The sequence below is a fragment of the Pantoea sp. NSTU24 genome, from assembly GCF_050157905.1.
Lineage (GTDB): Bacteria > Pseudomonadota > Gammaproteobacteria > Enterobacterales > Enterobacteriaceae > Pantoea.
The window spans coordinates 1185688-1210191 of the sequence record NZ_JBKIWZ010000001.1; the positions used below are offsets into that span (position 1 = coordinate 1185688).

Annotated in this window: 19 protein-coding genes; 11 read left to right on the forward strand and 8 right to left on the reverse strand. The window is 57.9% G+C overall.

What is annotated here, in order from left to right; translation table 11 throughout:
* Window positions 1-231: 231 nt before the first annotated feature.
* Together araA and ACLHDD_RS05870 are read right to left on the reverse strand one after the other, a co-directional pair.
* The gene (gene araA / locus ACLHDD_RS05865) at window positions 232-1731 is read right to left on the reverse strand and encodes an L-arabinose isomerase (protein WP_427103327.1); all 1500 of its coding nucleotides are present in this window, start codon (window positions 1729-1731) and stop codon (window positions 232-234) included.
* A gap of 185 nt (window positions 1732-1916) precedes the next feature.
* Window positions 1917-3620, reverse strand: a complete 1704-nt coding sequence (locus ACLHDD_RS05870; RefSeq protein WP_427103328.1) for a ribulokinase — start codon at window positions 3618-3620, stop codon at window positions 1917-1919.
* Window positions 3621-3985: 365 nt separating this feature from the next.
* On the opposite strand from ACLHDD_RS05870, the gene ACLHDD_RS05875 reads away from it, so the two are divergent.
* From ACLHDD_RS05875 to ACLHDD_RS05895, 5 genes are all read left to right on the forward strand, one after another.
* Window positions 3986-4969, forward strand: a complete 984-nt coding sequence (locus ACLHDD_RS05875) for an arabinose ABC transporter substrate-binding protein (RefSeq protein ID WP_427103329.1) — start codon at window positions 3986-3988, stop codon at window positions 4967-4969.
* Window positions 4970-5067: 98 nt separating this feature from the next.
* A complete protein-coding gene (gene araG / locus ACLHDD_RS05880) occupies window positions 5068-6588 on the forward strand; it encodes an L-arabinose ABC transporter ATP-binding protein AraG (protein WP_427103330.1) in 1521 nt (506 codons plus the stop codon).
* Between the two features lie 12 nt (window positions 6589-6600).
* Window positions 6601-7584, forward strand: coding sequence for an L-arabinose ABC transporter permease AraH (gene araH / locus ACLHDD_RS05885; RefSeq protein ID WP_427103331.1), 984 nt, complete (start codon window positions 6601-6603; stop codon window positions 7582-7584).
* A 76-nt stretch (window positions 7585-7660) separates the two neighbouring features.
* Complete coding sequence (gene araC, locus ACLHDD_RS05890) at window positions 7661-8578, forward strand: arabinose operon transcriptional regulator AraC (RefSeq protein WP_427103332.1); 918 nt, start codon at window positions 7661-7663, stop codon at window positions 8576-8578.
* Between the two features lie 204 nt (window positions 8579-8782).
* A complete protein-coding gene (locus ACLHDD_RS05895; protein ID WP_427103333.1) occupies window positions 8783-9829 on the forward strand; it encodes an oxidoreductase in 1047 nt (348 codons plus the stop codon).
* A gap of 63 nt (window positions 9830-9892) precedes the next feature.
* Here ACLHDD_RS05895 and add read toward each other — a convergent pair whose 3' ends face one another.
* The 3 genes from add to manA all read right to left on the reverse strand — a co-directional run bounded on the left by add (window position 9893) and on the right by manA (window position 13886).
* On the reverse strand, window positions 9893-10888 hold the full coding sequence (gene add / locus ACLHDD_RS05900) for an adenosine deaminase (RefSeq protein ID WP_427103334.1): 996 nt from the start codon (window positions 10886-10888) through the stop codon (window positions 9893-9895).
* Between the two features lie 190 nt (window positions 10889-11078).
* Entirely contained in the window at window positions 11079-12578 is a 1500-nt protein-coding gene (locus ACLHDD_RS05905) for a YdgA family protein (protein ID WP_427103335.1), read from the reverse strand.
* Window positions 12579-12710: 132 nt separating this feature from the next.
* Window positions 12711-13886, reverse strand: coding sequence for a mannose-6-phosphate isomerase (gene manA / locus ACLHDD_RS05910; RefSeq protein WP_427103336.1), 1176 nt, complete (start codon window positions 13884-13886; stop codon window positions 12711-12713).
* Between the two features lie 191 nt (window positions 13887-14077).
* Here manA and fumC point away from each other — a divergent pair, with 191 nt between their 5' ends.
* Window positions 14078-15475 carry a class II fumarate hydratase gene (fumC, locus tag ACLHDD_RS05915; protein WP_427103337.1) on the forward strand — a complete coding sequence of 466 codons (1398 nt, stop codon included), beginning with the start codon at window positions 14078-14080 and terminating at the stop codon, window positions 15473-15475.
* A 35-nt stretch (window positions 15476-15510) separates the two neighbouring features.
* On the opposite strand, the gene tus is transcribed toward fumC, so the two are convergent.
* Window positions 15511-16440: a DNA replication terminus site-binding protein gene (gene tus / locus ACLHDD_RS05920; RefSeq protein WP_427103338.1), complete on the reverse strand. Its 930-nt coding sequence runs from the start codon at window positions 16438-16440 to the stop codon at window positions 15511-15513.
* A 200-nt stretch (window positions 16441-16640) separates the two neighbouring features.
* Between tus and ACLHDD_RS05925 the strand changes: the two genes are divergently transcribed.
* The 3 genes from ACLHDD_RS05925 to ACLHDD_RS05935 all read left to right on the forward strand — a co-directional run bounded on the left by ACLHDD_RS05925 (window position 16641) and on the right by ACLHDD_RS05935 (window position 18950).
* On the forward strand, window positions 16641-17825 hold the full coding sequence (locus ACLHDD_RS05925) for an MFS transporter (protein ID WP_427103339.1): 1185 nt from the start codon (window positions 16641-16643) through the stop codon (window positions 17823-17825).
* 207 nt (window positions 17826-18032) lie between these two features.
* Window positions 18033-18533 carry an RrF2 family transcriptional regulator gene (locus ACLHDD_RS05930; protein ID WP_427103340.1) on the forward strand — a complete coding sequence of 167 codons (501 nt, stop codon included), beginning with the start codon at window positions 18033-18035 and terminating at the stop codon, window positions 18531-18533.
* A gap of 60 nt (window positions 18534-18593) precedes the next feature.
* On the forward strand, window positions 18594-18950 hold the full coding sequence (locus tag ACLHDD_RS05935) for a type II toxin-antitoxin system HicB family antitoxin (protein ID WP_427103341.1): 357 nt from the start codon (window positions 18594-18596) through the stop codon (window positions 18948-18950).
* A gap of 67 nt (window positions 18951-19017) precedes the next feature.
* On the opposite strand, the gene oqxB is transcribed toward ACLHDD_RS05935, so the two are convergent.
* The gene (gene oqxB / locus ACLHDD_RS05940) at window positions 19018-22170 is read right to left on the reverse strand and encodes a multidrug efflux RND transporter permease subunit OqxB (protein WP_427103342.1); all 3153 of its coding nucleotides are present in this window, start codon (window positions 22168-22170) and stop codon (window positions 19018-19020) included.
* A gap of 12 nt (window positions 22171-22182) precedes the next feature.
* Complete coding sequence (locus ACLHDD_RS05945) at window positions 22183-23337, reverse strand: efflux RND transporter periplasmic adaptor subunit (protein ID WP_427103343.1); 1155 nt, start codon at window positions 23335-23337, stop codon at window positions 22183-22185.
* Between the two features lie 302 nt (window positions 23338-23639).
* Here ACLHDD_RS05945 and ACLHDD_RS05950 point away from each other — a divergent pair, with 302 nt between their 5' ends.
* Together ACLHDD_RS05950 and ACLHDD_RS05955 are read left to right on the forward strand one after the other, a co-directional pair.
* A complete protein-coding gene (locus ACLHDD_RS05950; protein ID WP_009090299.1) occupies window positions 23640-23981 on the forward strand; it encodes a helix-turn-helix domain-containing protein in 342 nt (113 codons plus the stop codon).
* Between the two features lie 86 nt (window positions 23982-24067).
* Complete coding sequence (locus ACLHDD_RS05955; protein ID WP_427103344.1) at window positions 24068-24502, forward strand: ribonuclease domain-containing protein; 435 nt, start codon at window positions 24068-24070, stop codon at window positions 24500-24502.
* Window positions 24503-24504: the final 2 nt, after the last annotated feature.

The following is a 24504-nucleotide window of genomic DNA, read 5'->3' on the forward strand; positions in this document are numbered from 1 at the left end:
GTGCGGCTTTAAGGGCTGAGGTGGCGTTTCTTTCCCGGTCGGGCTTGGGTGCTGCTTTATGAGCAGAAGTAGCGTTACTGAACGTGAGGGTGGCGGGCCTGAGGAAGGAATTAACCGCGACTTTACGGCACGCCGCTGTTCCGGATCGCATGGCATTAGGGTTGAAACAGGGCGCCTTTCAACCCCTGCACTTCGTGTATCGCAGAGGAGAAAGGCACCGCTGATCCCTGATTAACGTTTCAGGCGGTAGTACGCTTCATTCCAGCGCAGCGCATCTTTAAACGCGGGCAACCGGGTGTGCTCATCAATCACCAGCACTTCGATGTCGTTCATTTCGCCGTACAGATACATATCCTCCAGCGTCAGCGCCTGGCTGAATACCGTATGGTGTGCGCCGCCGCCCAGAATCCACGCTTCGGAAGCGGTCGCCAGTGACGGCTGGGCTTTCCACAGAGCGCGTGCCACTGGCAGCTTCGGCAGCGGTTTTGGCTGTTCAATTGCATCAACGACGTTCACCAGCAAACGGAAACGATCGCCCATGTCGATCACGCTGGCGTTGATTGCCCGGCCCGCTGGCGTGGAGAAGATCATGCGTGCCGGATCGGCTTTGTCACCGATGCCCAGGAACTGCACATCGATTAATGGCTTCTCTTCGATGGCGATCGACGGGCAGACTTCAAGCATGTGTGAGCCGAGCACCAGATCGTTGCCCGGTGAGAAGTGATAGGTGTAATCCTCCATAAATGAGGTGCCACCTTTACGATCTCCGGCCATGACTTTGAAAATGCGCAGCAGGGCAGCGGTTTTCCAGTCACCTTCGCCTGCAAACCCATAACCCTTCGCCATCAGGCGCTGAACCGCCAGGCCTGGCAGCTGTGTCATGCCGTGCAGTGTCTGGAAATTGGTGGTAAAGGCGTGGCAGCCTTCCGCTTCCAGAAAACGGGTCAGGCCGAGCTCGATACGCGCGGCATCCAGCACGTTCTGGCGTTTTTCACCGCCGGACGCAGCGACATCCGTAAAGCGGTAGAGGCTCTCATATTCGTCAATCAGCGCGTTTACGTCACCGTCGCTGACGCCGTTTATGACCTCAACCAGATCGCCGACGCCCCAGCCATTAACCGCATAGCCGAACTGAATCTGGGCGGCCACTTTATCACCTTCAGTGACGGCCACTTCACGCATGTTATCGCCAAAACGGGCCACTTTCAGCTGCTGGCTTTCCTGTTTCGCCAGGGCTGCACGCATCCAGTTTCCCAGACGCTGCTGACTGGCGCTGTCCTGCCAGTGCCCCGTGACCACGCTGTGTTGCAGGCCCATCCGCGCGCCAATGAAGCCGAACTCGCGACCGCCGTGCGCCGTCTGGTTCAGGTTCATAAAGTCCATGTCCATGCTATCCCATGGGATCTCTGCATTGAACTGGGTATGGAACTGCAGCAGCGGCTTGTTAAGAATGCTCAGGCCCCCAATCCACATTTTGGCCGGGGAGAAAGTGTGCAGCCAGGTGATGATACCGACGCACTGCGGGTCGAAATTGGCGTCACGGCACAGGGCCAGCGCTTCATCCGGCGATTTCACCAGCGGTTTCAGTTCCAGACGAAGCGGTAAACCAGTCTGATTAAGACCTTCAACGACCTGACGGGCATGTTGTTCAACCTGGCGTAAAGTTTCCGCCCCGTAGAGGTGCTGTGTGCCGATGACGAACCACACGCTGTAGCTGTTTGACTGTTCCATACATCACTCCTTAACTTTGCGCCTATCCTGATAGGCTGTTTAATTTGTCTGCCTGAATCCGGGCAGGGCACACAGGCTGCTTTAGCAACCTGAACGCCCGTCAGGGTGACCCTGAAGGGGGCGCGCAGCGAATCATCCTTACGCACGCCGTATGCGCCTGCCCGTGTCCGGACTGTCTGTAACCATTACGCCTGCCGGGACAGGCTGGTCGCGGAAGCAGGGCGGGCGGCGTATTGCGGTTCAGCCGCTACGCACCACTGTTGATAGCGTTGATAAAGTTGTTGATAGCGGGCGACGCGGGCCGGATCGGGCTGCAGGGTGACGGCAATCGGGCTGGCCATGACCTGCTGTGCATCCGGAACGCTGGCGTGAACCCCGGCGGCGACAGCGGCAAAGATCGCCGCCCCCAGCGCACAGCATTCATCGGAGGCGACAATATCCAGCGGCCGGTTCATCACGTCGCAGCAGGCCTGCATGATGGCGGGGGACTTACGGGCGATGCCGCCCAGCGTCAGGATGTTTTCCACCGGAATCTGCTGCTGTTCAAAGCACTCCATGATGGCGCGTGCGCCAAAGGCAGTCGCCGCAACCAGCCCGCCAAACAGTGCCGGTGCATCGGTGCCCAGGTTGAGATCCGTAATGACCCCTTTCAGTCGCTGGTTAGCATTCGGCGTGCGGCGACCGTTGAACCAGTCCAGGACCACCGGCAGATGGTCGAGCTGCGGGTTCGCCGCCCAGGCCTCAGTGAGATCTTTAATCAGGCTCTTTTGCATCTCCGCCAGCTGCGGTTTCAGTGCCGGATGCTGCTGCGCCGCCAGCTGCAGCGGCCAGCCCAGTAGGCGGCTGAACCAGGCGTAGATATCACCAAAAGCAGACTGACCCGCCTCCAGCCCGATTGCACCGGGCATGACGCTGCCATCGACCTGGCCGCAGATGCCTTTGATGTCGCGATCGCCGACCTGCGCTGCATCAGCAATCAGGATGTCGCAGGTTGAGGTGCCAATCACTTTCACCAGCGTGTAAGGTTTTGCGCCACCCCCGACGGCACCCATGTGACAGTCAAACGCGCCACCGGAGATCGTGACGGTCTGCGTCAGACCCAGACGCTGTGCCCATTCCGGGCTGAGCGTGCCGACCGGCAGATCCGCCGTCCAGGTCTCAGTAAAGAGCGGGAAGTCGAGCTGCTGCGTTAACAGCGGGTCGAGCGCATTGAGAAAACCGGCATCGGGCAGACCGTTCCAGTCGCCGTGCCACAGTGCTTTATGCCCGGCGGCACAGCGGCCGCGGCGCAGTTTATCCGGTGCGGTTGTGCCGCTTAACAGGGCGGGCACCCAGTCACAAAGCTCAACCCAGGAGACGGCCGCCTCGCGCACAGCGGCATCTTCACGCGATACGTGCAGAATCTTCGCCCAGAACCATTCGGAGGAGTAGATACCGCCGATGTAGCGGCTGTAATCCTGAAAGCGTCCGCTGTGACAGAGCTGATTGATCGCTTCCGCTTCTTCTATAGCAGTATGATCTTTCCACAGGACGAACATCGCATTGGGGTTGTCGGCAAACTCCGGACGCAGCGCCAGGACATGCCCCTCGCGGTCAATCGGCGCGGGGGTTGAGCCGGTGCTGTCCACGCCGATACCGACCACGGCGCGCCGCTGCTCGTCGCTCAGCGCATTCAGTACGCCCAGCAGCGTCTGCTCCATGGCATCAATGTAATCCTGCGGATGGTGACGAAAACGGTTGGTGTGTGGATCGCTGTATAAGCCCTGTTGCCAGCGCGGATAGTTCGACACCGCACTCTGTAGCTCTTTGCCGCTGTGACAATCTACGGCCAGCGCACGCACCGAATCACTACCAAAATCCAGCCCAAGGGTGATGGCTCCAGCACGCATCGGAATCTCCTGTGATGAGTTAACTCCTGTATCCTGGGTTCGGCGCGCCGGAACAGTTAGTCATTGCTGGCTGACAATATGCACTTTTCTGTCATCGGCAGTGATTTTGTGATCCATTGCAAAAGTTAAGGTCCGGTTAATTTTGCTGAATATATGGATCATTTTGTCGTGATTTTAAGATGTGATACCGCTCTACAATTTTCTTCGCCAATCCCGCTAAAACTAGCCCAGCGTCCGCACAGGCTGACCACACATAGCAGCCTAACGCACTGATTTATGGCTGTACCCTCAAAACAAAACTAACTGGTAGCGTTTACACCAATTCGTTATTAGCAGCGAAAAATAACCTGGTACCGGAGAGCATCATGCATAAATTCACTAAAGCATTCGCGGCCATCGGCCTGGCAGCGGTTATGTCACAATCCGCTATCGCCGAGACCATGAAGCTGGGTTTTTTAGTCAAGCAGCCAGAGGAACCCTGGTTCCAGACTGAATGGAAATTCGCCGACAAAGCGGGCAAAGATCTTGGCTTTGACGTGATCAAAATTGCCGTACCGGATGGGGAAAAAACCCTGAATGCCATCGACAGCCTGGCGGCCAACGGTGCAAAAGGTTTTGTGATCTGTACGCCCGATCCAAAACTTGGCTCTGCCATTATGGCGAAAGCGCGCGGCTATGGCCTGAAGGTCATCGCGGTCGACGATCAGTTCGTGACGGCCAAAGGCAAACCAATGGATACGGTGCCGCTGGTCATGATGGCCGCGACCAAAATTGGTGAGCGTCAGGGGCAGGAACTCTATAAAGAGATGCAGAAGCGCGGCTGGGATGTGAAAACTACCGGCGTGATGGCGATTACGGCCAATGAACTCGATACTGCCCGTCGTCGTACCGGCGGCTCTATGGACGCGCTGAAGGCAGCCGGTTTCCCGGCCGCACAGATCTACCAGGTCCCGACCAAATCCAACGATATCCCGGGCGCATTTGACGCCGGTAACTCCCTGCTGGTTCAGCATCCTGAAATCAAACACTGGCTGATTGTCGGCATGAACGACAATACCGTGCTGGGCGGCGTGCGCGCCACAGAAGGTCAGGGCTTTAAGGCGGCTGACGTCATCGGCATCGGCATCAACGGCGTGGATGCGGTCAGCGAACTGTCGAAAGACAAAGCGACCGGCTTCTACGGCTCGCTGCTGCCAAGCCCGGACATTCACGGCTATAAAAGCAGCCAGATGCTCTACAACTGGGTCAGCAAAGGTGAAGAACCGCCGAAATTCACCGAAGTTACTGATGTGGTGCTGATCACCCGTGACAACTTCAAAACCGAACTGGCGAAAAAAGGACTGATGTAACCCTGAGCCTGTCAGGTGTTTTGCACCTGACATCCTTCGTAGCCGATTTCGCGTCACCCGCTCCAGCCAGCGGGTGGCGCGAAAGAGTGAGGATCCACATGAACACTGATTCAGCATTTCTGTCGTTTCATGGCATCAGTAAAACGTTTCCTGGCGTGAAAGCGTTGCAGGATATCTCTTTCGACTGCCGCGGCGGTGAAGTCCATGCGCTGATGGGCGAAAACGGAGCAGGCAAATCGACGCTGTTAAAAATACTCAGCGGCAGTTATCAGCCGAGCGGCGGTGAGATTCGTATCAAAGGCCAGCCAGTAAGCTTTCAGCGCACCACAGATGCGCTGGACGCGGGCGTGGCCATCATCTACCAGGAACTGCATCTGGTGCCGGAAATGAGCGTGGCGGAGAATATCTACCTCGGTCAGATTCCCCATAAACATGGGCTGGTAAACCGTAAGCTGATGCGCTTTGAGGCGGGCCTGCAACTGAAAAATCTCGGCATGGATATCGATCCGGATATGCCGCTGAAATACCTGTCGCTGGGGCAGTGGCAGATGGTGGAGATTGCCAAAGCACTGGCGCGTAACGCGCGCATCATCGCCTTCGATGAGCCGACCAGTTCTCTGTCGGCGCGTGAGATCGACAATTTGTTCCGCGTCATCCGTCAGCTGCGTCAGGAAGGCCGGGTGGTGCTCTACGTTTCGCACCGCATGGAGGAGATCTTCGCCCTCAGCGATGCCATCACCGTCTTCAAAGATGGACGCTACGTGCGCACCTTTACCGATATGGCGAATACCCATCACGACGATCTGGTGCAGGCGATGGTGGGCCGTAATCTGGGTGATATTTATGGCTACGCGCCGCGAGCCAAAGGCGCGGTGCGGCTGGAACTGGATAAGGTCGAAGCAAAGGGCGTCCGCACGCCGATTTCGCTGAAGGTCCATGCCGGTGAAATCGTCGGGCTGTTTGGCCTGGTGGGCGCCGGACGCAGTGAACTGCTGAAAGGGCTGTTTGGCGGCACCCGTCTGCGTGGCGGTCAGGTGATCCTGGATGGCAAGCCGCTGCCGCTGCGCGAGCCGATCGACGCCATCCGGGCGGGTATTATGCTCTGCCCGGAAGATCGCAAAGCTGAGGGGATTATTCCGGTGCATTCAGTGCGCGATAACATCAATATCAGTGCCCGCCGTCACAACCTGACCGCGGGCTGCCTGATTAAAAACGGCTGGGAAAACAAAAACGCCGACAGCCACATCCGCTCGCTGAACATCAAAACGCCCAGCGCCGATCAGCTAATCATGAACCTCTCCGGCGGCAACCAGCAGAAGGCGATTCTGGGACGCTGGCTGTCGGAGGAGATGAAGGTGATCCTGCTGGATGAGCCGACGCGCGGCATCGATGTCGGCGCTAAACACGAGATCTATAACCTGATTTATCAGCTGGCGAACCGGGGCATCGCGGTGCTGTTCGCCTCCAGCGATTTACCGGAAGTGATGGGCCTGGCCGACCGTATCGTCGTGATGCGCGAAGGTGCCATCGCCGGTGAACTGCTGCACGACGACGCCACGGAGCAGCAGACGCTGAGCCTGGCGATGCCTAAAACCACTCAAGCGGCCGCCGTGGCCTGACAGGAGAGCATCATGGCTTCATCCACGACCTCAAATACGCCGCAGCCTGCATCACGCGGCGGACTGCAGTTAGGTCGCATCTGGGACAACTTCGGCATGCTGGTCGTCTTTGCGCTGCTGTTTATTGTCTGTGCGATTTTTGTGCCGAACTTCGGCTCCTTTATCAATATGAAAGGCCTGGGGCTGGCGATGTCGATGTCCGGCATGGTCGCCTGCGGCATGCTGTTCTGCCTGGCATCCGGAGACTTTGACCTGTCGGTTGCTTCCGTCATCGCCTGTGCAGGTGTGGTTACCGCCGTGGTGATCAATATGACGGAAAGCCTGTGGATTGGCGTCGCAGCCGGTCTGGTACTGGGCATGCTCACCGGTTTTATCAACGGTTTCGTGATCGCCCGGCTGAAGATCAACGCGTTGATTACCACGCTGGCGACCATGCAGATTGTGCGCGGTCTGGCCTATATTTTCTCCGACGGTAAAGCGGTCGGCATCGAAGATGAACGCTTTTTTGCGCTGGGCTTCGCTAACTGGCTGGGCGTCCCGGCGCCGATCTGGCTGACCCTGGCAACCATGCTGATCTTCGGTTTCCTGCTCAACAAAACCACGTTTGGCCGCAATACGCTGGCCATCGGCGGCAATGAAGAGGCGGCACGACTGGCGGGGGTGCCGGTGGTGCGCACCCGCATCATCATCTTTATTCTTTCCGGCCTGGTATCGGCAGCGGCGGGTATCATCCTGGCGTCACGCATGACCAGCGGCCAGCCGATGACCTCTATCGGCTATGAGCTGGTGGTGATTTCAGCCTGTGTACTGGGCGGCGTGTCGCTGAAGGGCGGGATTGGCAAAATCTCCTATGTCGTGGCCGGTGTGCTTATTCTCGGTACGGTTGAGAATGCGATGAATTTATTGAATATCTCGCCATTCTCACAGTATGTCGTGCGGGGTCTGATACTGTTAGCTGCGGTGATATTTGACCGTTATAAGCAGAAAAAAGCCTGATTACCCGCGTCGCTGGCCCGCAGATGCAGCCGCTTCTGCGGGCTATCCGGACAATAACAGACTGAGTGAGGACGCTATGTATCACCGCGAATTACCGGCCGAACAGCAAAACCCCTTACTGCCGGGCTATTCATTTAATGCCTGGCTGGTGGCGGGGCTGACCCCGATTACCGCCGAAGGCCCGCTCGATTTCTTTATCGATCGTCCGCACGGCATGAAAGGTTATATTCTGAATCTCACCATTAAGGGTAAAGGGCGGGTATTCGACGGCGAGCGGGCATTTGACTGTGAACCGGGCGAACTGCTGCTGTTTCAGCCTAAAACCGCTCACTATTATGGTCGCGCGCCGGACAGCCCGCAGTGGTTCCACCGCTGGGTTTATTTCCGCCCGCGTGCCTACTGGCAGGACTGGCTGCGCTGGCAGGATGAGCAGGAGGGAGTCGGACGCCTGCTGCTGCCGGAATCGCTGCGCGGCGAATTTGATCGACTGTTTGCCAGTATTGAACAGACTCACAACTCCGGACGTCGCTTCGCGGAAGAGCTGGCGATGAATCTGCTGGAACGGCTGCTGCTGCGCGCCGTCGAGGAAGATCCCCGCAGTCATCAGCTTATCCGCGATCCGCGCGTCATCGAAGCCTGCCAGTATGTCACCAACCATCTCGCCAGCGAAGTCAGAATCGAAGAGGTGGCCCGCCATGTCTGCCTGTCACCGTCGCGACTGGCGCACCTGTTCCGTGAGCAGATGGGCGTCAATCTGTTGCGCTGGCGGGAAGATCAGCGCGTCATCCGCGCCAAGCTGCTGCTACAGACCACGCAGGAACCGATCGCCTCGGTCGGGCGCGAAGTGGGTTACGACGACCAGCTCTACTTTTCACGCGTATTCCGTAAGCGGGTTGGTGTCAGCCCCAGCGACTTCCGCCGCCGTAATCAGGATGCACACGACAGCCTTGCGGCGCAGACTGCCTGGCCTCTGGCGCGGAGTGCTATCTCGTAGTTTTTTCGGTAAATTCCTCCTTGTCCGTATCAGGTTAATCGTCTTAAATCAGTCAGGTTAGCGACTAAATACCTGACCCCGCTGGCGGATCCTGACATCAGTCAAAAACCGGGCAGTATGCTTCCTCCTTATGGAGTGCACTGCCTGAGCCCGGACTGACTGTTAAGTTTTCTCCGGACGGGCCTGGCTCTGAGAGGGAGTAAAATGAGCGATAAATTACGTGTTGGCCTCATCGGCTACGGTTTTGCCAGTAAAACGTTTCATGCCCCGCTGATTGCGGGAACGCCGGACGTGGAGCTGGCTGCGATTTCCAGTAGTGATGCCAGTAAAGTTCACGCCGACTGGCCTGGCGTGCAGGTCGTCACCGAGCCTCAGGCGCTACTGAACGACCCGACACTGCAGCTGATTGTGATTCCGACCCCCAACGATACTCACTTCCCACTGGCCAAAGCCGCGCTGAATGCTGGCAAGCATGTCGTGGTTGATAAGCCTTTTACTGTGACGTTGTCACAGGCGCGCGAGCTGGATGCACTGGCTAACGCGAAAGGGCTGCTGCTTTCCGTCTTCCATAACCGTCGCTGGGATAGCGATTTCCTGACGCTGAAGTCGCTGCTTGAAGCCGGTACGCTGGGCGAAGTCCGTTACTTTGAATCGCACTTTGATCGCTTCCGTCCGGAAGTCCGCAATCGCTGGCGCGAAATGAAGGGCGCAGGCAGCGGCATCTGGTATGACCTGGGGCCGCACCTGCTGGACCAGGCGCTGCAGCTGTTTGGCCCGCCCGTCGCGATTAACGTTGACCTGGCCGAAATGCGTCCGGGCGCGCAGACCACAGACTACTTTCACGCCACGCTGACCTATCCACAGCGCCGCGTAGTGCTGCACGCCAGCATGCTGGTAGCAGCGGAGTCCGCCCGCTATACGGTGCATGGCACGCGCGGCAGCTACATCAAATATGGTCTGGATCCGCAGGAAGATCGTCTGAAATCAGGTGACTTCCCGCCGCAGGCAGACTGGGGCTATGACATGCGTGATGGCACCCTGACGCTGGCAGAGGGGGAGGCGCTGAAGGAAACCACGCAGCTGACGCAGCCGGGTAATTATCCCGCTTACTATGCAGCCATACGCGAGGCGATCGCCGGACGGGGCAATAACCCGGTGACGGCGGAAGAGGCAATTCAGGTGATGGAGCTGATCGACCTGGGTCTGCAATCCGCCGAAAAGCGCCAGACGATGTCGCTGAAGCGCGTCTGATCGCCGGGATAAGACAAAAGCAGAACGGGCCGGCTATCCGGCCCGTTTTTTTGCGCGTCGGGATTACTGCACGCGGGCGCGAATGGCCGCTTTCTCTGCGTCGCTGAGAAAGGCAATCGTCAGGCCATTTTCCTGCGCCTGACGGATCTGCGCGGCGCTCAGGCCTGCCGCAGGCGCGGCGTGATGATATTCGTGGGCCAGCTCGATGCCCTGAACGGCCGGATCATCCGTATTGATGGTTGCCAGAATGCCGTGCTCAAGGAAAGTCTTCAGCGGATGCTGCGCCAGTGACGGCACGGTGCTGGTCTGGATGTTAGAGGTCAGACAGGATTCGATGCCGATGCGGTGCTCCGCCAGGAAGTCCATCAGCGCACGATCCTCGATCGCTTTTACGCCGTGACCGATACGCTCCGCGCCCAGCTCACGAATCGCCTGCCAGATGCTCTCCGGACCGGCGGCTTCGCCCGCATGCACCGTCACGCGGAAGCCCGCGTCGCGTGCGCGCGTGAAGTGGCTCAGGAATTCACTGCCGGGGAAGCCCAGCTCGTCGCCCGCCAGATCGACTGCGGTGATGTGATCGCGATGCGCCAGTAACCCTTCCAGCTCGTTGAGGCAGGCCTCTTCACCGAAGGTGCGGCTCATTATCCCGATCAGGCGCACGTCGATATCATGCTGCTGACGACCTGCGCGCACGCCATCGATGACCGCTTCCACCACACCCGCAATCGGCAGATTGTGGGTCATCGCCATATAGCCCGGGGAAAAACGGAGTTCAGCGTAGTGAATACCGGCGCGGGCGGCATCTTCGATATTCTCCTGCGCGATACGGCGGCAGGCATCCAGATCGCCCAGCACTTTTACGCCCCAGTCGAGTTTCTGCAGAAAGCTCACGAGATCGGGTTCGTTCTGGCCTACCTGAACGTGCGGACGCAACGTTTCCAGCGTGGAGGCGGGCAGGGCAAGGTTAAACTGGCGACCTAAATCAAGAATAGTCTGTGCACGAATGTTGCCATCAAGGTGGCGATGAATATCAGTCAGGGGAATTTTAGAATCAATCATAGTGCACTCGCTCAGTTGTCAGTGAAGTGCAGAGCATTATAAAAATATCATGCGCAACAGCGCCAGTGATTTGCGCAAACAGCGCCGCCGGATGCTGCATAATTACCCATAACCCCGGTAAAACGCCTGTTCAGGCCCTTTCAGCAATAAAAAAGGCGACCCGAAGGCCGCCCTGATGCGATGAAACGATTTACTGTGGCATCCCTTCACTGGTTGGCATCCCCAGCATGTAGCGGGACAAAAACTGCTCCAGCGTCATCTTGTCGCCGTTCATATTGACCTGTCCATTGGCGTACTGCAGGCTGGTCACAATGTTGTTGTCCTGCTGTTGTGTCAGGCGGAACATCTGACCCATCGCCGCCAGGCCTTTCACCTGCTGATCGGCCAGTTTCTGCGCGTCATCCGCCTGATAGCCCTCGGCCAGACCCACTTTCTGCATGGTTTCGGTCGCCATCGGCATATTGATCGTCAGCTTGCTGTCCAGTGACTTCAGAACCCGATCCACCATAGCGCTCAGGCTCTGGGCTTCGCCGGTCACCAGAGAGGGATCGTTGAAGTTAGCGGTCAGGTTAAAGGTGCTTTCTCCTTTATCGTTCTTCCAGCTCAGCGGTGCGATGCTGAGGGATGGCGAGCCTTTCAGCAGCATCGGCAGGTTGTTCATCAGGATCTCATGCACGCCCGCCTGATAGCGAATCGGATCGTCCGCCAGGCCCGGCTGGTTCTGCAGTGCCTGCATCTGCGCGTTATAGCGTTCGGAGAAGGCTTTGACCGCCTGAGCGTCAAACTGCGACAGTTTCATTTTCAGCGCGGCCTGACCAAAGTCCTGCTTCTGCAGCTGAACGCTTTCCACCTGATAGTCGATATTGCCACCAATCTTGCCGGCGCTGTTATCGAACGAGGAGGTGCCTTTCATGTTGTGCAGCGTCAGGGCGTCCTGACCGTTGATGCTGGCATTGACCTTCTCAATATTTACCGACTGGTCGCCAATCCGCACGCCTTCCGGGCTGAGGTGGGTGTTGCCGCTCAGCTTCAGCCCGTTCAGGGTGAACAGCACCGGCTGACCCATCTCATTTTTGCTGGTCAGCGCCAGGCTATCCACGTCGCTGTCGAGCGACACTTTGTCGCCTTTGTTGTCCGCGCTGACGTTGAAGGTGCCGCCATTGGTCGCCAGACGTTCGCCGCTTTGTGCGTTCTGATAGTCAACAGGCAGGATGCGCAGCGCCGTATCAGTCGCACCGCTGTAACCAATACGGGTATCCGCGTTGATCAACGATTTATTGCCGGTCAGCTCAAACAGCTTCTTCACCGCATCGGTGTTCGCCAGTTCGGTATGAACCGAAGCCATGCTCGGGATCAGGTTGAAATGCTTCAGCTGCGCAAACGGGAAGGGGCCGTGGTCGATGGTTTCGTTCAGTATGAGGCTCTGGCCAGGCTTGAGCAGCGGATTATCCTCGGTCTGCGAGCTGGCCTGAATCACCAGATTCACTTTGCTGCTGAACACACCGCGCTGATAATCCTGATAGCTGATTTTCAGTCGGCTGTTGGGGGCATAAGCATTCAGCTGCGCGTTAGCATTCTGGACCAGCTGATCCCTGTGGCTTTCAATCTGTTTGCCCGTGAACCATGCCGCGCCAGTCCAGATTACACCCAGTGCGATGATGACACCTACGGCAACATTGGTCTTTTTCATTGCTGATTCGTCCTTATCCTTGAGTCCGCTAACGCCGCAGGTGTGCCCTGGCGACCGAAGAAAAACGCCCGCAGGCGTTTAAATGCTAATAGGTTGAAATAATAGCAGTTAACCGGCCCTTCGTCAGCCGGTTCACCTCAGGTCATTAAATACCCGCGCCAGACGGCCCGTTCCGGCTACCGACACGGGCGATTCACAGGCGGGAACGAAGCAGGACTCACCGGGTTTCAGCGTCAGTTGCTTATCGCCTCTGACAACCATTGCCTGGCCCTCAATGCAGAACAACAGGGCGGCGCTCTGCTGCGCCAGCGATTGCGGCGCGGCGCTGAGCGTGTGAATGGCGAAGGCAAAATCCTCTACCGGAACCGGGAAGTGGAGAGCATGGCGCTGTTGCGCTGGCGCGATCAGTAACTTGCTGACCGGTTTCTCTTCAAACTTCAGGTTGGCCATCAGTTCGGCGACATCGATATATTTCGGGGTTAACCCGGCGCGCAGGACGTTATCAGAGTTGGCCATCACCTCCAGCGCCACGCCTTTCAGGTAGGCGTGCGGCGTTTCAGCATAAAGAAACATCGCATCGCCCGGCTGCAGCGTTATCACATTCAGTAGCAGCGGTGAAAACAGGCCGCAGTCGTCGGGATAGTCCGCCGCGATAGCGTGGATGGTCTGCCACGGCTCACCCTGCTGCACACGCAGCACTGATTTCAGGATATCCAGCGCCCGCGACTTCGGCTCACCCTCCAGCGAGAGCAGGGCGGAGAAGAGTGTGGCCAGCGTCGTCAGGTCGGGATGCTGCAGAAAGTGGGCGATCTGCGGATGGGCGCCTGCGAGGGGTTCCAGCAGCGACTTTATCTCCGTCAGCGTGCGGAAACCGTTCATCGCCTGAAAGGGGGTCAGCGCGTAGAGCAGCTCCGGCTTATGGTTGGGATCTTTGTAGTTGCGCTCCGCTGCCGTCAGGGGGATCCCTGCCGCGTTTTCCCGGGCAAAGCCTGCCTCTGCGGCAGGTTTACTGGGGTGAACCTGGACAGACAGTGGCTGGTCGGCGGAGAGGACTTTGAAAAGAAAGGGCAGTTCACCAAAACGTTGTGCAACGGCTTCACCCAGCATAGCGACAGGATTGGCCGCGATGACCTCACGCAGCGATCGCGGCTGGCCCCGGTCAGACACGGTGGAGGGACTTTTCGGATGCGCACCCATCCAGAGTTCTGCCATCGGCAGCCCCTGCGGATTGGCAATCCCGTAGAGGCGGGTGAACGCTGTCTGGCTGCCCCAGGCATAATTTTGCAGTGAGTTGTTCATTTTCTGCATCACGAACTCCCGGAGCACAAAAATTATGGTCGTTATTAAAGCAGAAACGGTCGTTAAAAATAGCGACCCGATCCCAAACGGCGCTAAGCTCTGATAATGTTAAATTATTGTGTATTGCTATCCGGTGTACCCTGGACGATCGCCAGAACGGGTGCACATTCTTTTAAAAACAAGGTGAAGGAGATGTATTCATGGCAGCCAACCGCATTGAGAAAGATTCAATGGGCCCCATCGACGTACCGGCAGACAAACTGTGGGGCGCGCAGACGCAGCGCTCACTGGAGCACTTCCGCATCTCAACCGAAAAAATGCCCACGGCGCTGGTGCATGCCCTGGCGCTGACCAAACGGGCGGCCGCCAGCGTCAACCGCGATCTGGGTCTGCTGCCCGCTGAACGCGCCGATGCGATTGTCCGCGCGGCTGATGAGGTGCTGGCTGACCAGCATGCAGAGGCGTTTCCGCTGGCGGTCTGGCAGACCGGCTCCGGTACGCAGACCAACATGAATATGAATGAAGTACTGGCAAACCGCGCCAGCGAACTGCTGGGCGGCGAGCGCGGGATGTCGCGGCTGGTACATCCTAATGATGATGTGAACAAGAGCCAGAGTTCCAACGACGTCTTCCCGACTGCCATGCATGTGGCTGCCGTCATCGCGCTGCGCGAACAGCTGATTCCGCAGATTCAGGTGCTGAAAAAGACGCTGAGCCAGAAATCTGACGCCTTTAAGGACATCGTCAAGATTGGCCGTACGCATCTGCAGGATGCGACGCCGCTGACGCTGGGCCAGGAGATCTCCGGCTGGGTGGCGATGCTGGAGCATAACCTGAAGCATATTGAGCAGAGCATTCCGCACGTAGCGGAGCTGGCGCTGGGTGGCACCGCTGTCGGCACCGGCCTGAACACCCATCCGGAATATGCGGTGCGGGTGGCGAAAGCGCTGGCCGATCTGACGAAGCAGCCCTTTGTCACGGCGCCGAATAAGTTTGAGGCGCTGGCGACCTGTGATGCGCTGGTTCATGCGCATGGCGCACTGAAAGGGCTGGCCGCCTCACTGATGAAAATTGCTAACGACGTGCGCTGGCTCTCGTCCGGCCCGCGCTGCGGCATCGGCGAAATCGCCATTCCGGAAAATGAACCTGGCAGCTCGATCATGCCGGGTAAAGTCAATCCGACCCAGTGCGAAGCCATGACCATGCTCTGCTGCCAGGTAATGGGGAACGACGTAGCGATCAACATGGGCGGTGCGTCCGGTAATTTTGAGCTTAACGTGTTCCGTCCGATGATCATCCATAACTTCCTGCAATCCGTTCGCCTGCTGGCGGATGGCATCGACAGCTTTAATCACCACTGCGCGGTCGGCATCGAGCCGGTGCGCGAGCGTATTGACCAGCTGCTGAATGAGTCGCTGATGCTGGTAACGGCGCTCAATACGCATATTGGTTACGACAAAGCCGCTGAAATTGCCAAAAAGGCGCATAAAGAGGGGCTGACGCTGAAAGGCTCGGCGCTGAAGCTGGGCTATCTGACAGAAGAGGAGTTCGATGCCTGGGTACGGCCGGAAGAGATGGTCGGCAGCATGAAGTCGTAAGCGACAACAGAGGCCAGCGGAAGCTGGCCTCTGCATTATATCGGGCAATCCACCCACAAATGGAGTCGGGGGATGAGCAGATTCAGGGGTTCAGCGGCAGGCTTATGACGATGCCTGATATTGTCTGCATCATAGTTAAGCAACTCGCCCAGCACCGGCACCTGACTGCGATCGCGACAGATCACCAGAATCGGTGACGGGCAGGCCAGCTGGGTCTGTTTTTGCTCATCGGCACGCCAGACGCGCGCCACCGGCTGAACTTTCACCGGACGTTTGATTTTGAGCCGTGCCGAGGCGGGCAGGGCGCGCACGCTGGCCAGTTCCTCCTGCACTTTTTCTGCCCACTGTTCGCGAGACCACGGCGCCTGAGCGCGTCCCGCTTTCAGGCTTTTCTCCAGCTGAGCTATCACCTCTTCGCGTTTGAGATTCTTGATGATGTGCTTATTCGCCCAGCCGAAGCGCAGGCTGTCTGGTGCGCTGAGCAGAGTAATCGTGCGGTAGGCGTTCAGCGTGATTAACCCGCGCAGATGCTGGTGGACAAACTCAAAGCGTGCTTCACTTGGCAGGCCCGAATCCACGGTAATCAGCTGCTCCAGCCGCGCTTTCAGCTGATTGATGACCGTCACCCGCGCGCCGATTTCCGCTTCCTGCTGCGCGTCGCACTCAATGCAGAGGGCACCCGGCAGGCGCACGGCAGCCTTGGTGCTCAGCTGTTCTGACTGATGTTGCATAAACAGGCGACAGTAGTGGTCCAGCGCCATGGTTAACGCACGCTCACCGAGATGCTGCTCGACGGTAATCTGCGTAATCGCCTCGTGTTCGCGGCCTTTTACGACAGGCGGCAGGCTGAAGACCCGTGCGATGAGCAGAGACTGCGCTTCAATCTGCCGCCGCAGTTCTCCCAGCGCCTGTTCCAGATCGTTTACACACTGATGCATATCAGCCACTAAGTCGTAGCGCGTCATTGGCGGTCTCCATAGTTACAACGTTCATAATGTGGCAGAAGCCTGCCGCAGATGCAAGAACATTATAGTTACAACATACTAGTAACGCTATTATCAAAAACGTGCGCGCTGCCGGTCATCAGGCCGGAAAGGCGTGATGCATGCAGGCTGCGGGCAGAACATGCTATAAAACAGTTTGCCTGCTAACGAAGAGAGTCTAAGTGAATCAGAACATTAAACCGGGCATCGCCGCCATTTTCACCCTTGGCTGCGTGCAAATACTTTCCTGGGGAGGATCGTTTTACCTGATGGCGGTGATGGCGAATCCCATCGCGGCTGAGACGGGCTGGTCCCGGCAGTGGATTTACGGTGCACTGTCGCTCGGCATTCTGGTGTCGGGCCTGCTGTCACCGCTGGCAGGCAGATTAATAGCTCGTACCGGTGGCCGTCTCCTGCTGGCGCTAAGTGGGCTGGTGATGGCGGCAGGGCTGGTCATCATGGCGTTCAGTCACGCGTTGCCACTGTTTCTGTTTGCCTGGGTCATTATCGGCGTGGGTATGGCGATGGGCCTGTATGATGCGCTGTTTGCCACGCTGGGCACCTGCTATGGCGGTCAGGCACGGGCTGCCATCACCGGGATCACGCTGATTTCCGGTTTCTGCACCACGCTGGCCTGGCCGGGAACAGCACTGCTTATCCACGGTTTTGGCTGGCGGGAGGCCTCGTTGATCATTGCTGCGCTGATGGTGGCGTGCGTGCTGCCTGCCTATCTGTTTGCGCTGCCTGCCGGTCATCTCACCCGGTCAGTAAAAAAGCGTCCGGCGCAGCCGGCCACGGCAGAAATTTCGACAGCGCTTTTCTGGCTGCTCTGCGCCATTTTTACCCTGGCTTCGGTGATCATGACCGCTGTTTCCGTGCAGCTTATTACGCTGTTGCAGGCGAGTGGCCATACGCTGGCTTCGGCGCTGGAGATCAGCGCCGTGATTGGTCCGTGTCAGGTGGGCTCCCGTATTGTCGATGTCGCTTTTAAACGCAGTCATCCTATCCGTACCGCCTTTTTTTCTGTCGGGCTGGTGGCACTGGGGCTGTTGTTGCTGGCATTCATGCCGCAGATGGCGCTGCTGAGTATGGTGCTTTATGGCGCAGGAAATGGCTTACGTGCCATTGTGCGTGGAACTTTACCGCTGGCGATGGTCAAACCAGAGTCTTACGCGATCGTGATGGGTAAGATGGCGCGGCCGGCACTGATGGGGCAGGCGCTGACGCCGCTGATTGGTGGATATGTCTTTGAAAAGATGGGCGCATCAGCCACGCTATGGTTGCTTTGCGCGCTGGCAATCATTAACGTGATGCTGGTGATGGCGCTGAAGCGGCGATTACCGGCGGTATCGACCCGTTTTGCGTGAAGGCGTCTGGCTTCAGATTTCGCCGGAACAGGGCAGTGAACAGGCTAAGCAGCTTGTGCTATCGGACTTCTGCCTTTGGTGAATACGTGCCTTGTGACTGCCGCTTTGCTTCAAAAAAGCAACAGTGTTTGTTATATTTATTGCTCATTGATTGTTCATTTACGCGGCAATAAAACAAGAAGATGCACCGCAACTCAGGATAAATAAATGCTTGATTACCGCTTCCCGACAGCTTTGCAAATGGTTCTGAGCGTAGCGATGGCGGAGCAAATGGGAAAACGCTCTACCAGCGCGATTCTGGCTTACGGGCTGGAAGCGAATCCCAGTTTCATACGAAAATTGATGGTCCCGCTGACCCGCGATGGCATTATCGTTTCGACGCTGGGCCGAACCGGCTCAATTCATCTGGGCCGTCCAGCTGCGGAGATTACCCTCAGGGATATCTATGTCTCCGTCATTGAGGATAAAAAAATCTGGGCTGCGCGTCCCGACGTCGCGCCGCGCTGTCTGGTCAGCGCCAACCTCTGCTGGTACTTTAAGTCGATCGCCGACGAAGCCGAGCAGGCGTCACTGGATGTGCTGGCAAAACGCACCGTGGCCGACGCGCTGAATGAGCTGAAAAAGCGCGATACCAGCAACTGCACTGCCGTGCCGGAACCCGAACCCGAACCCGAAGAGAGTGAAGAACTCTGCAAAAAAAGCCGCTGATGAGCGGCTTTTTTTATGGGCATCTTGTCGGACAGGCACTTATGCTCTGAGTCGATCCTTATGAATAAGCGTTCAAATTCATTAATCACCGTCGCCGGGCAACCCGCAGTGATTACCTGCGTTCCCGAAATCAATCTGTTCCGCGGTCGCTTTACCGGCCTGTCCGGTTATTGTGATTTTGTCTCCGACAGTGTGCAGGGTCTGCACAAAGAGGGAGCGATATCGCTACGCGAATATCTGGAAGATTGTGCCGCCTCCGGCATTGATCCTTACGCGCTGCAGGAAAAAACGAAAACCTTTACGTTGCGCTATCCGGAATCAATGGGCGAGCGCCTGTCTCAGGCTGCTGCGCAAAATGAAACTTCGCTGAATGCGTTTATTGTCGAAACGCTGAATGAAAAGTTAAGACAGTGCTAAACGGCCTGCTGCCAGTCACAGACAAAAAAGGGGCGATCATCCGATCGCCCCTTTCAACGTTGCGGGTTTACGCCGTCACAGTTTCGGCATCACCTGACCGGCGCGTCACCAGCTTGCGCAGGGCGACATAGAACACCGGCGTCAGGAACAGACCGAACAGCGTCACGCCCAGCATCCCGGAGAAGACCGTAATGCCGGTCACGCCCCGCACTTCGGCGCCCGCGCCTTCCCCCAGAATCAGCGGCACCGTACCGGCGATAAAGGCGATGGAGGTCATCACGATGGGGCGCAGACGCAGGCGGCACGCTTCCAGCGCCGCGTCTGTAATCCTTTTGCCCTGCATCTCCAGCTCCCGCGCGAACTCGACGATCAGAATCGCGTTCTTGCATGCCAGTCCCATCAGCACCACCAGTCCGACCTGCACGAAGACGTTGTTGTCGCCGCCGGTCAGCCAGACGCCAAACAGCGCAGAGAGCAGCGTCATTGGCACAATCAGGATGACCGCCAGCGGCAGCGTCCAGCTCTCATAGAGCGCGGCCAGCACCAGGAAGGCCAGCAGCACCGCCATCGGGAAGACGATCAGCGCCGTGTTACCCTGGGTTGACTGCTGATAACTCAGGTCGGTCCACTCGATGTTCATGCCGTTGGGCAGGAGCTGACCGGACATCACTTCCAGCTGGCTCATCGCCTGTGCGGAGGAGAGGATGCGCGGGTCGGCATCACCGATCAGATCCGCCGCCGGATAGCCGTTATAACGGATCACCGGATCGGGACCGTAAGTGGTGGTAATGTTGACCATGCTGCCAATCGGCACCATCTCGCCGCGATCGTTGCGGGTTCGCAGGTTCGCAATATCCTCAACGCTGTCGCGGAACTCCCCATCCGCCTGCGCCATCACCCGCCAGGTTCGGCCAAAACGGTTGAAGTCATTCACGTAAGAAGAGCCGAGATAGGTCTGTAGCGTGCTGAACAGCGCGGTCAGCGACACACCCTGCGCTTTCGCTTTGTCCCGATCGACCTGAACATCCAGCTGCGGCACGTTGGCCTGATAGGAGGAAATAGGGAAGTGCATACCCGGCGTCTGCATGATGCTGCCTGACAGCGTATTGATCGCTGTCTGCAATGCGCCATAGCCCAGACCGGCGCGATCCTGCACATAGAGCGAATAGCCTGATCCCTGACCCAGCCCGAGGATCGGCGGTGGCATAATAGAGAAGCCAAAGCCCTGCTGGATTTGGGCGATCTTCGCATTGATTTCCGCGTTAATCTCGGCTGCCGTATGCTTACGCTCGTTGAAGGGCTTCAGACCAAAGAAGACCGTGCCGCTGTTCGGCGTATTGGTGAACTGCAGGGCATTCAGGCCGGGGAAGGCAACCGCATAGGCGACGCCGTCCGTCTGCATACCGATTTCGCTCATTTTGCGAATCACCTCATCGGTCCGCGCCAGCGAGGAGCCTTCCGGCATTTTGACGCCACCAATCAGATAGAGCTTATCCTGCGTTGGAATAAAGCCGCCCGGCACCGTGTGGAACATAAACCCGGCCCCGGCCAGCAGCAGCAGATAGACCGCGAACACCGCGCCACGGCGACGCAGCGTGCGGCCAACCAGCGATTCATATCCATGGGCACTGCGCTGGAAGAAGCGGTTAAACGGACGGAACAGCCAGCCGAACAGCGCATCAATAATCCGGGTCAGCCGATCTTTCGGCGCGTCATGGCCTTTCAGCAGCATCGCCGCCAGTGCAGGCGAGAGCGTCAGCGAGTTAATTGCTGAAATCACGGTAGAGATCGCGATGGTGGTGGCAAACTGCTTATAGAACTGTCCGGTCACGCCCGACAGAAACGCCATCGGCACGAACACCGCGCAGAGCACCAGCGCAATGGCAATGATAGGCCCGGAGACTTCGCGCATTGCCTGATGCGCAGCGGCACGCGGCGACAGTCCCATCTCAATGTTACGCTCGACGTTCTCGACCACCACGATCGCGTCATCGACTACAATCCCGATGGCCAGCACCAGTCCGAACAGGCTGAGGGTATTGAGCGAGAAACCGAGCAGGTAGAGCACGCTGAAGGTCCCGACGACCGACACCGGCACGGCCAGCAGCGGAATGATGGAGGCACGCCAGGTCTGCAGGAACAGGATCACGACCAGCACCACCAGGATCACCGCTTCCAGCAGAGTCTGCACCACAGCCTTAATCGAGTCGCGTACAAACACCGTCGGGTCATAAGGTGCGGCCCATTTCACATCGTTGGGGAAGCGGGTCGCCAGCTCATCCATTTTGGCGCGAACCGCATTGGAGAGATCGATGGCGTTCGCGCCAGGTGCCTGGAAGATACCGATACCGACAGCATCTTTATTGTTCAGCTGAGAGCGCAGGGCGTAACTGCCTGAACCCATCTCGATGCGTGCCACATCGCGCAGCCGCACCAGCGAACCGTCGTCAGAGGTTTTCAGGATGATATCGCCGAACTGCTGCTCGTTCTCCAGTCGTCCCTGAGTGTTGATCGACAGCAGAAAATCACTCTGCTTTTTCAGCGGTTCCGCACCCAGCTGACCGGCCGAAACCTGGACGTTCTGCTCCTGCATCGCGGTAATCACGTCTGAGGCGGTCAGGCCGCGCGCCGCCACTTTGTTGGGATCGAGCCAGACGCGCATGGCATATTCACCCGCGCCGAAAATCTGGATCTGACCAACACCCGGCAGACGCGCCAGCTCATCTTTCACCTTAAGCGTGGCGTAGTTACGCAGATAGAGCGAATCGTAGGTATTGTCCGGCGAGAAGAGGTGTACGACCAGCGTCAGGGTCGGTGACATTTTCTGGGTGGTGATTCCCAGCCGGCGCACATCCTCCGGCAGGCGGGCTTCCGCCTGCGCGACGCGGTTCTGCACCTGCACCTGCGCCTGATCAGGGTCGGTGCCCGGACGGAAGGTCACCGTGGTCACCAGCACGCCATCCGAACCGGCAACGGACTTCATGTACATCATATTCTCAACGCCGTTGATCGCCTCTTCCAGTGGCGTCGCCACGGAGTCGGCGATCACTTTCGGGTTCGCGCCCGGGTATTCGGCACGCACCTGTACGCTGGGCGGGACAACATCAGGATACTCACTGATCGGCAGCAGCGGAATGGCAATCATCCCGGTAACGAAGATCAGAATCGACAGCACCGCGGCAAAAATAGGCCGATCGATAAAAAAGCGGGAAAAGTCCATAGCGGCCTCGGATTAGTGAGCGGCTGTCGCGCGCATGGCGACCTGCTGAGCGGTAACGGGCATGCCCGGCATGAAGACTTTTTGCAGACCGGCGACAATCACCCGGTCTCCGGCTTGCAGACCCGATTTCACGATACGCAGGCCATCCACCATCGCGCCAGGCTGGATATCACGCCGCTGCGCCTTGCCTTCACCGTCCACCACATAGACATACCTGCGATCCTGATCGGTCAGTACCGCCTTGTCATCGATCAGCATGGCCTCGAACTGCGCGCTGCCGGGCAGCCGCACGCGGGCAAACAGACCTGGCGTAAACTGACGCTGCTGATTGTCGAGCAGGGCGCGCATGCGAATAGTGCCGGTGCTGGCGGTCAGCTGATTATCCAGGAAATCCACTTTGCCCTGATGCGGGAAGCCCTGCTCGCCGGTCAGCGCAATCTCAACCGGCAGGGCATGACGCTGCTGGCCCTGACGCGCCATCGCCTGATAGTGCAGGAAGGTGTTCTCATCCACGTCAAAATAGACATACATCTGCTGCTGCGACACCAGCGTGGTCAGGACACTGGCGCTGTCGCCCGCGGTCACCAGGTTACCGGCGGTGATCATGGCACGGCTGGCGCGGCCATCAATGGGCGCGGTGACGCGGGTAAAGTCCAGATTCAGCTGGGCCATATCGACCGCGGCCTCTGCCGCCAGCACCTCTGCCTGTGCCTGACTGGCCGCGGCGCGCCGCTGTTCCCAGGCTTCGCGGGAGATCGCCTGGGTGCCGATCAGCTTCTCGCTGCGGCCCGATTCGCTGCGGGCCAGGTTTGCCTGACTGCGCGCCCGGGCCAGTTCCGCTCTGGCCTGCTCCAGCGCCGCGCGGTAACTGCGATCGTCGATGGTAAACAGCACCTGACCTTTGCGAACCTCATCGCCTTCGCGATAGTTTACCGCGTCGATGTAGCCGGAAACGCGTGGACGCAGCTGCACGCTCTGCACCGCCTCTATCCGGCCATTGAAGTTGTCCCACTGGCTGACCGGCTTAATCAGCACCGGCGCGGCGCTCACCTCAGGCGGGGCGGGCGGGGCGTTTTGCGCAACTCCCTTGTCGCAGCCGCTGAGCTGCGCGATAAGCAGTATCATCCCAAAGAGGGTCAAGCCCTGACGAACCCGGTTCGTAATCATTATTGTCTTTCCGCGATAAAGAGTAACAGGTGACCATCTGGTCAATATTTGCAACTTTCAAGATTGCAATTAATCGCGGTGAGTGTAGGCTGGCGTCACTGGCAACTGCAAGAATAACAGATACACTTTATGTGCGGTCTGACGCGGGCGATGAAAGCCTGAGCAGCATGCGTTAAATCCACACAAAGTGTGCGGCATTTAATGTACTAATAAAACTTGCATTAAATGGCATAGTCAGCCACCCTTAAGTGTAACTGCAACTGATACTAATACTTTTCGCCACGGCGACAGGAGAGACTGGAATGATGAGTGACGCCTTTATTCACGATTTAATCGACTGGATTGATAACAATATCGAAGCACGTCTGGATCTGGATACCGTTTCAGAGCGCGCGGGTTACTCCAAGTGGCACCTGCAGCGCATGTTCAAAGAACACACGGGCTATCCGCTGGGTGAGTACATCCGCGTGAAGAAGCTGAAGAAATCAGCCGATCGCCTGACCAGCACCGACGAACCGATTCTGAACGTGGCGATATCACTGGGCTTCGATTCACAGCAATCCTTTAATCGCAGCTTCAAACGTCAGTATGGTGTCGCACCCGGTGCATGGCGTCGACACAGCGGGGATTCGCACGCCGCATAACCTCGCCAGGGCCAGCATGTCTGGCCCGCGCTTTTCTCTGCGCGCAAAACTGGTATCATCTGCATCCTGTCGCCACGGATGCCATTATGTCAAAAAAACTCTGGATTGGACTTTTCCTTGTCCTCGCGGTCTGTTTCTACGGCCTCAAACCCTGGCTGAATCGTGTTTCAGCACCCGCTCAGCCTGATATCGCTACCCTCACCGATGCCCGCACCGTCGCACGCTGGGTTCTGCAGCATCAGCATTTACCGGATTACTATCTGACGAAAAGCGACGCGCGCAAGCGTGGCTGGAACCCGGAGAAGGGCAATCTGTGTGACGTGTTGCCCGGCAAAGCTATCGGCGGCGATCGTTTTGCCAACCGTGAAAAACGGCTGCCCACACGAGCTGGTCGTCAGTGGTATGAGGCGGATGTGAACTATCGCTGTGGTCATCGCGATGCCGACAGGCTGGTCTACTCCTCAGACGGCCTCGTATTTCTTTCAACCGATCACTACCGCAGTTTCAGACAGGTGCCCTGATC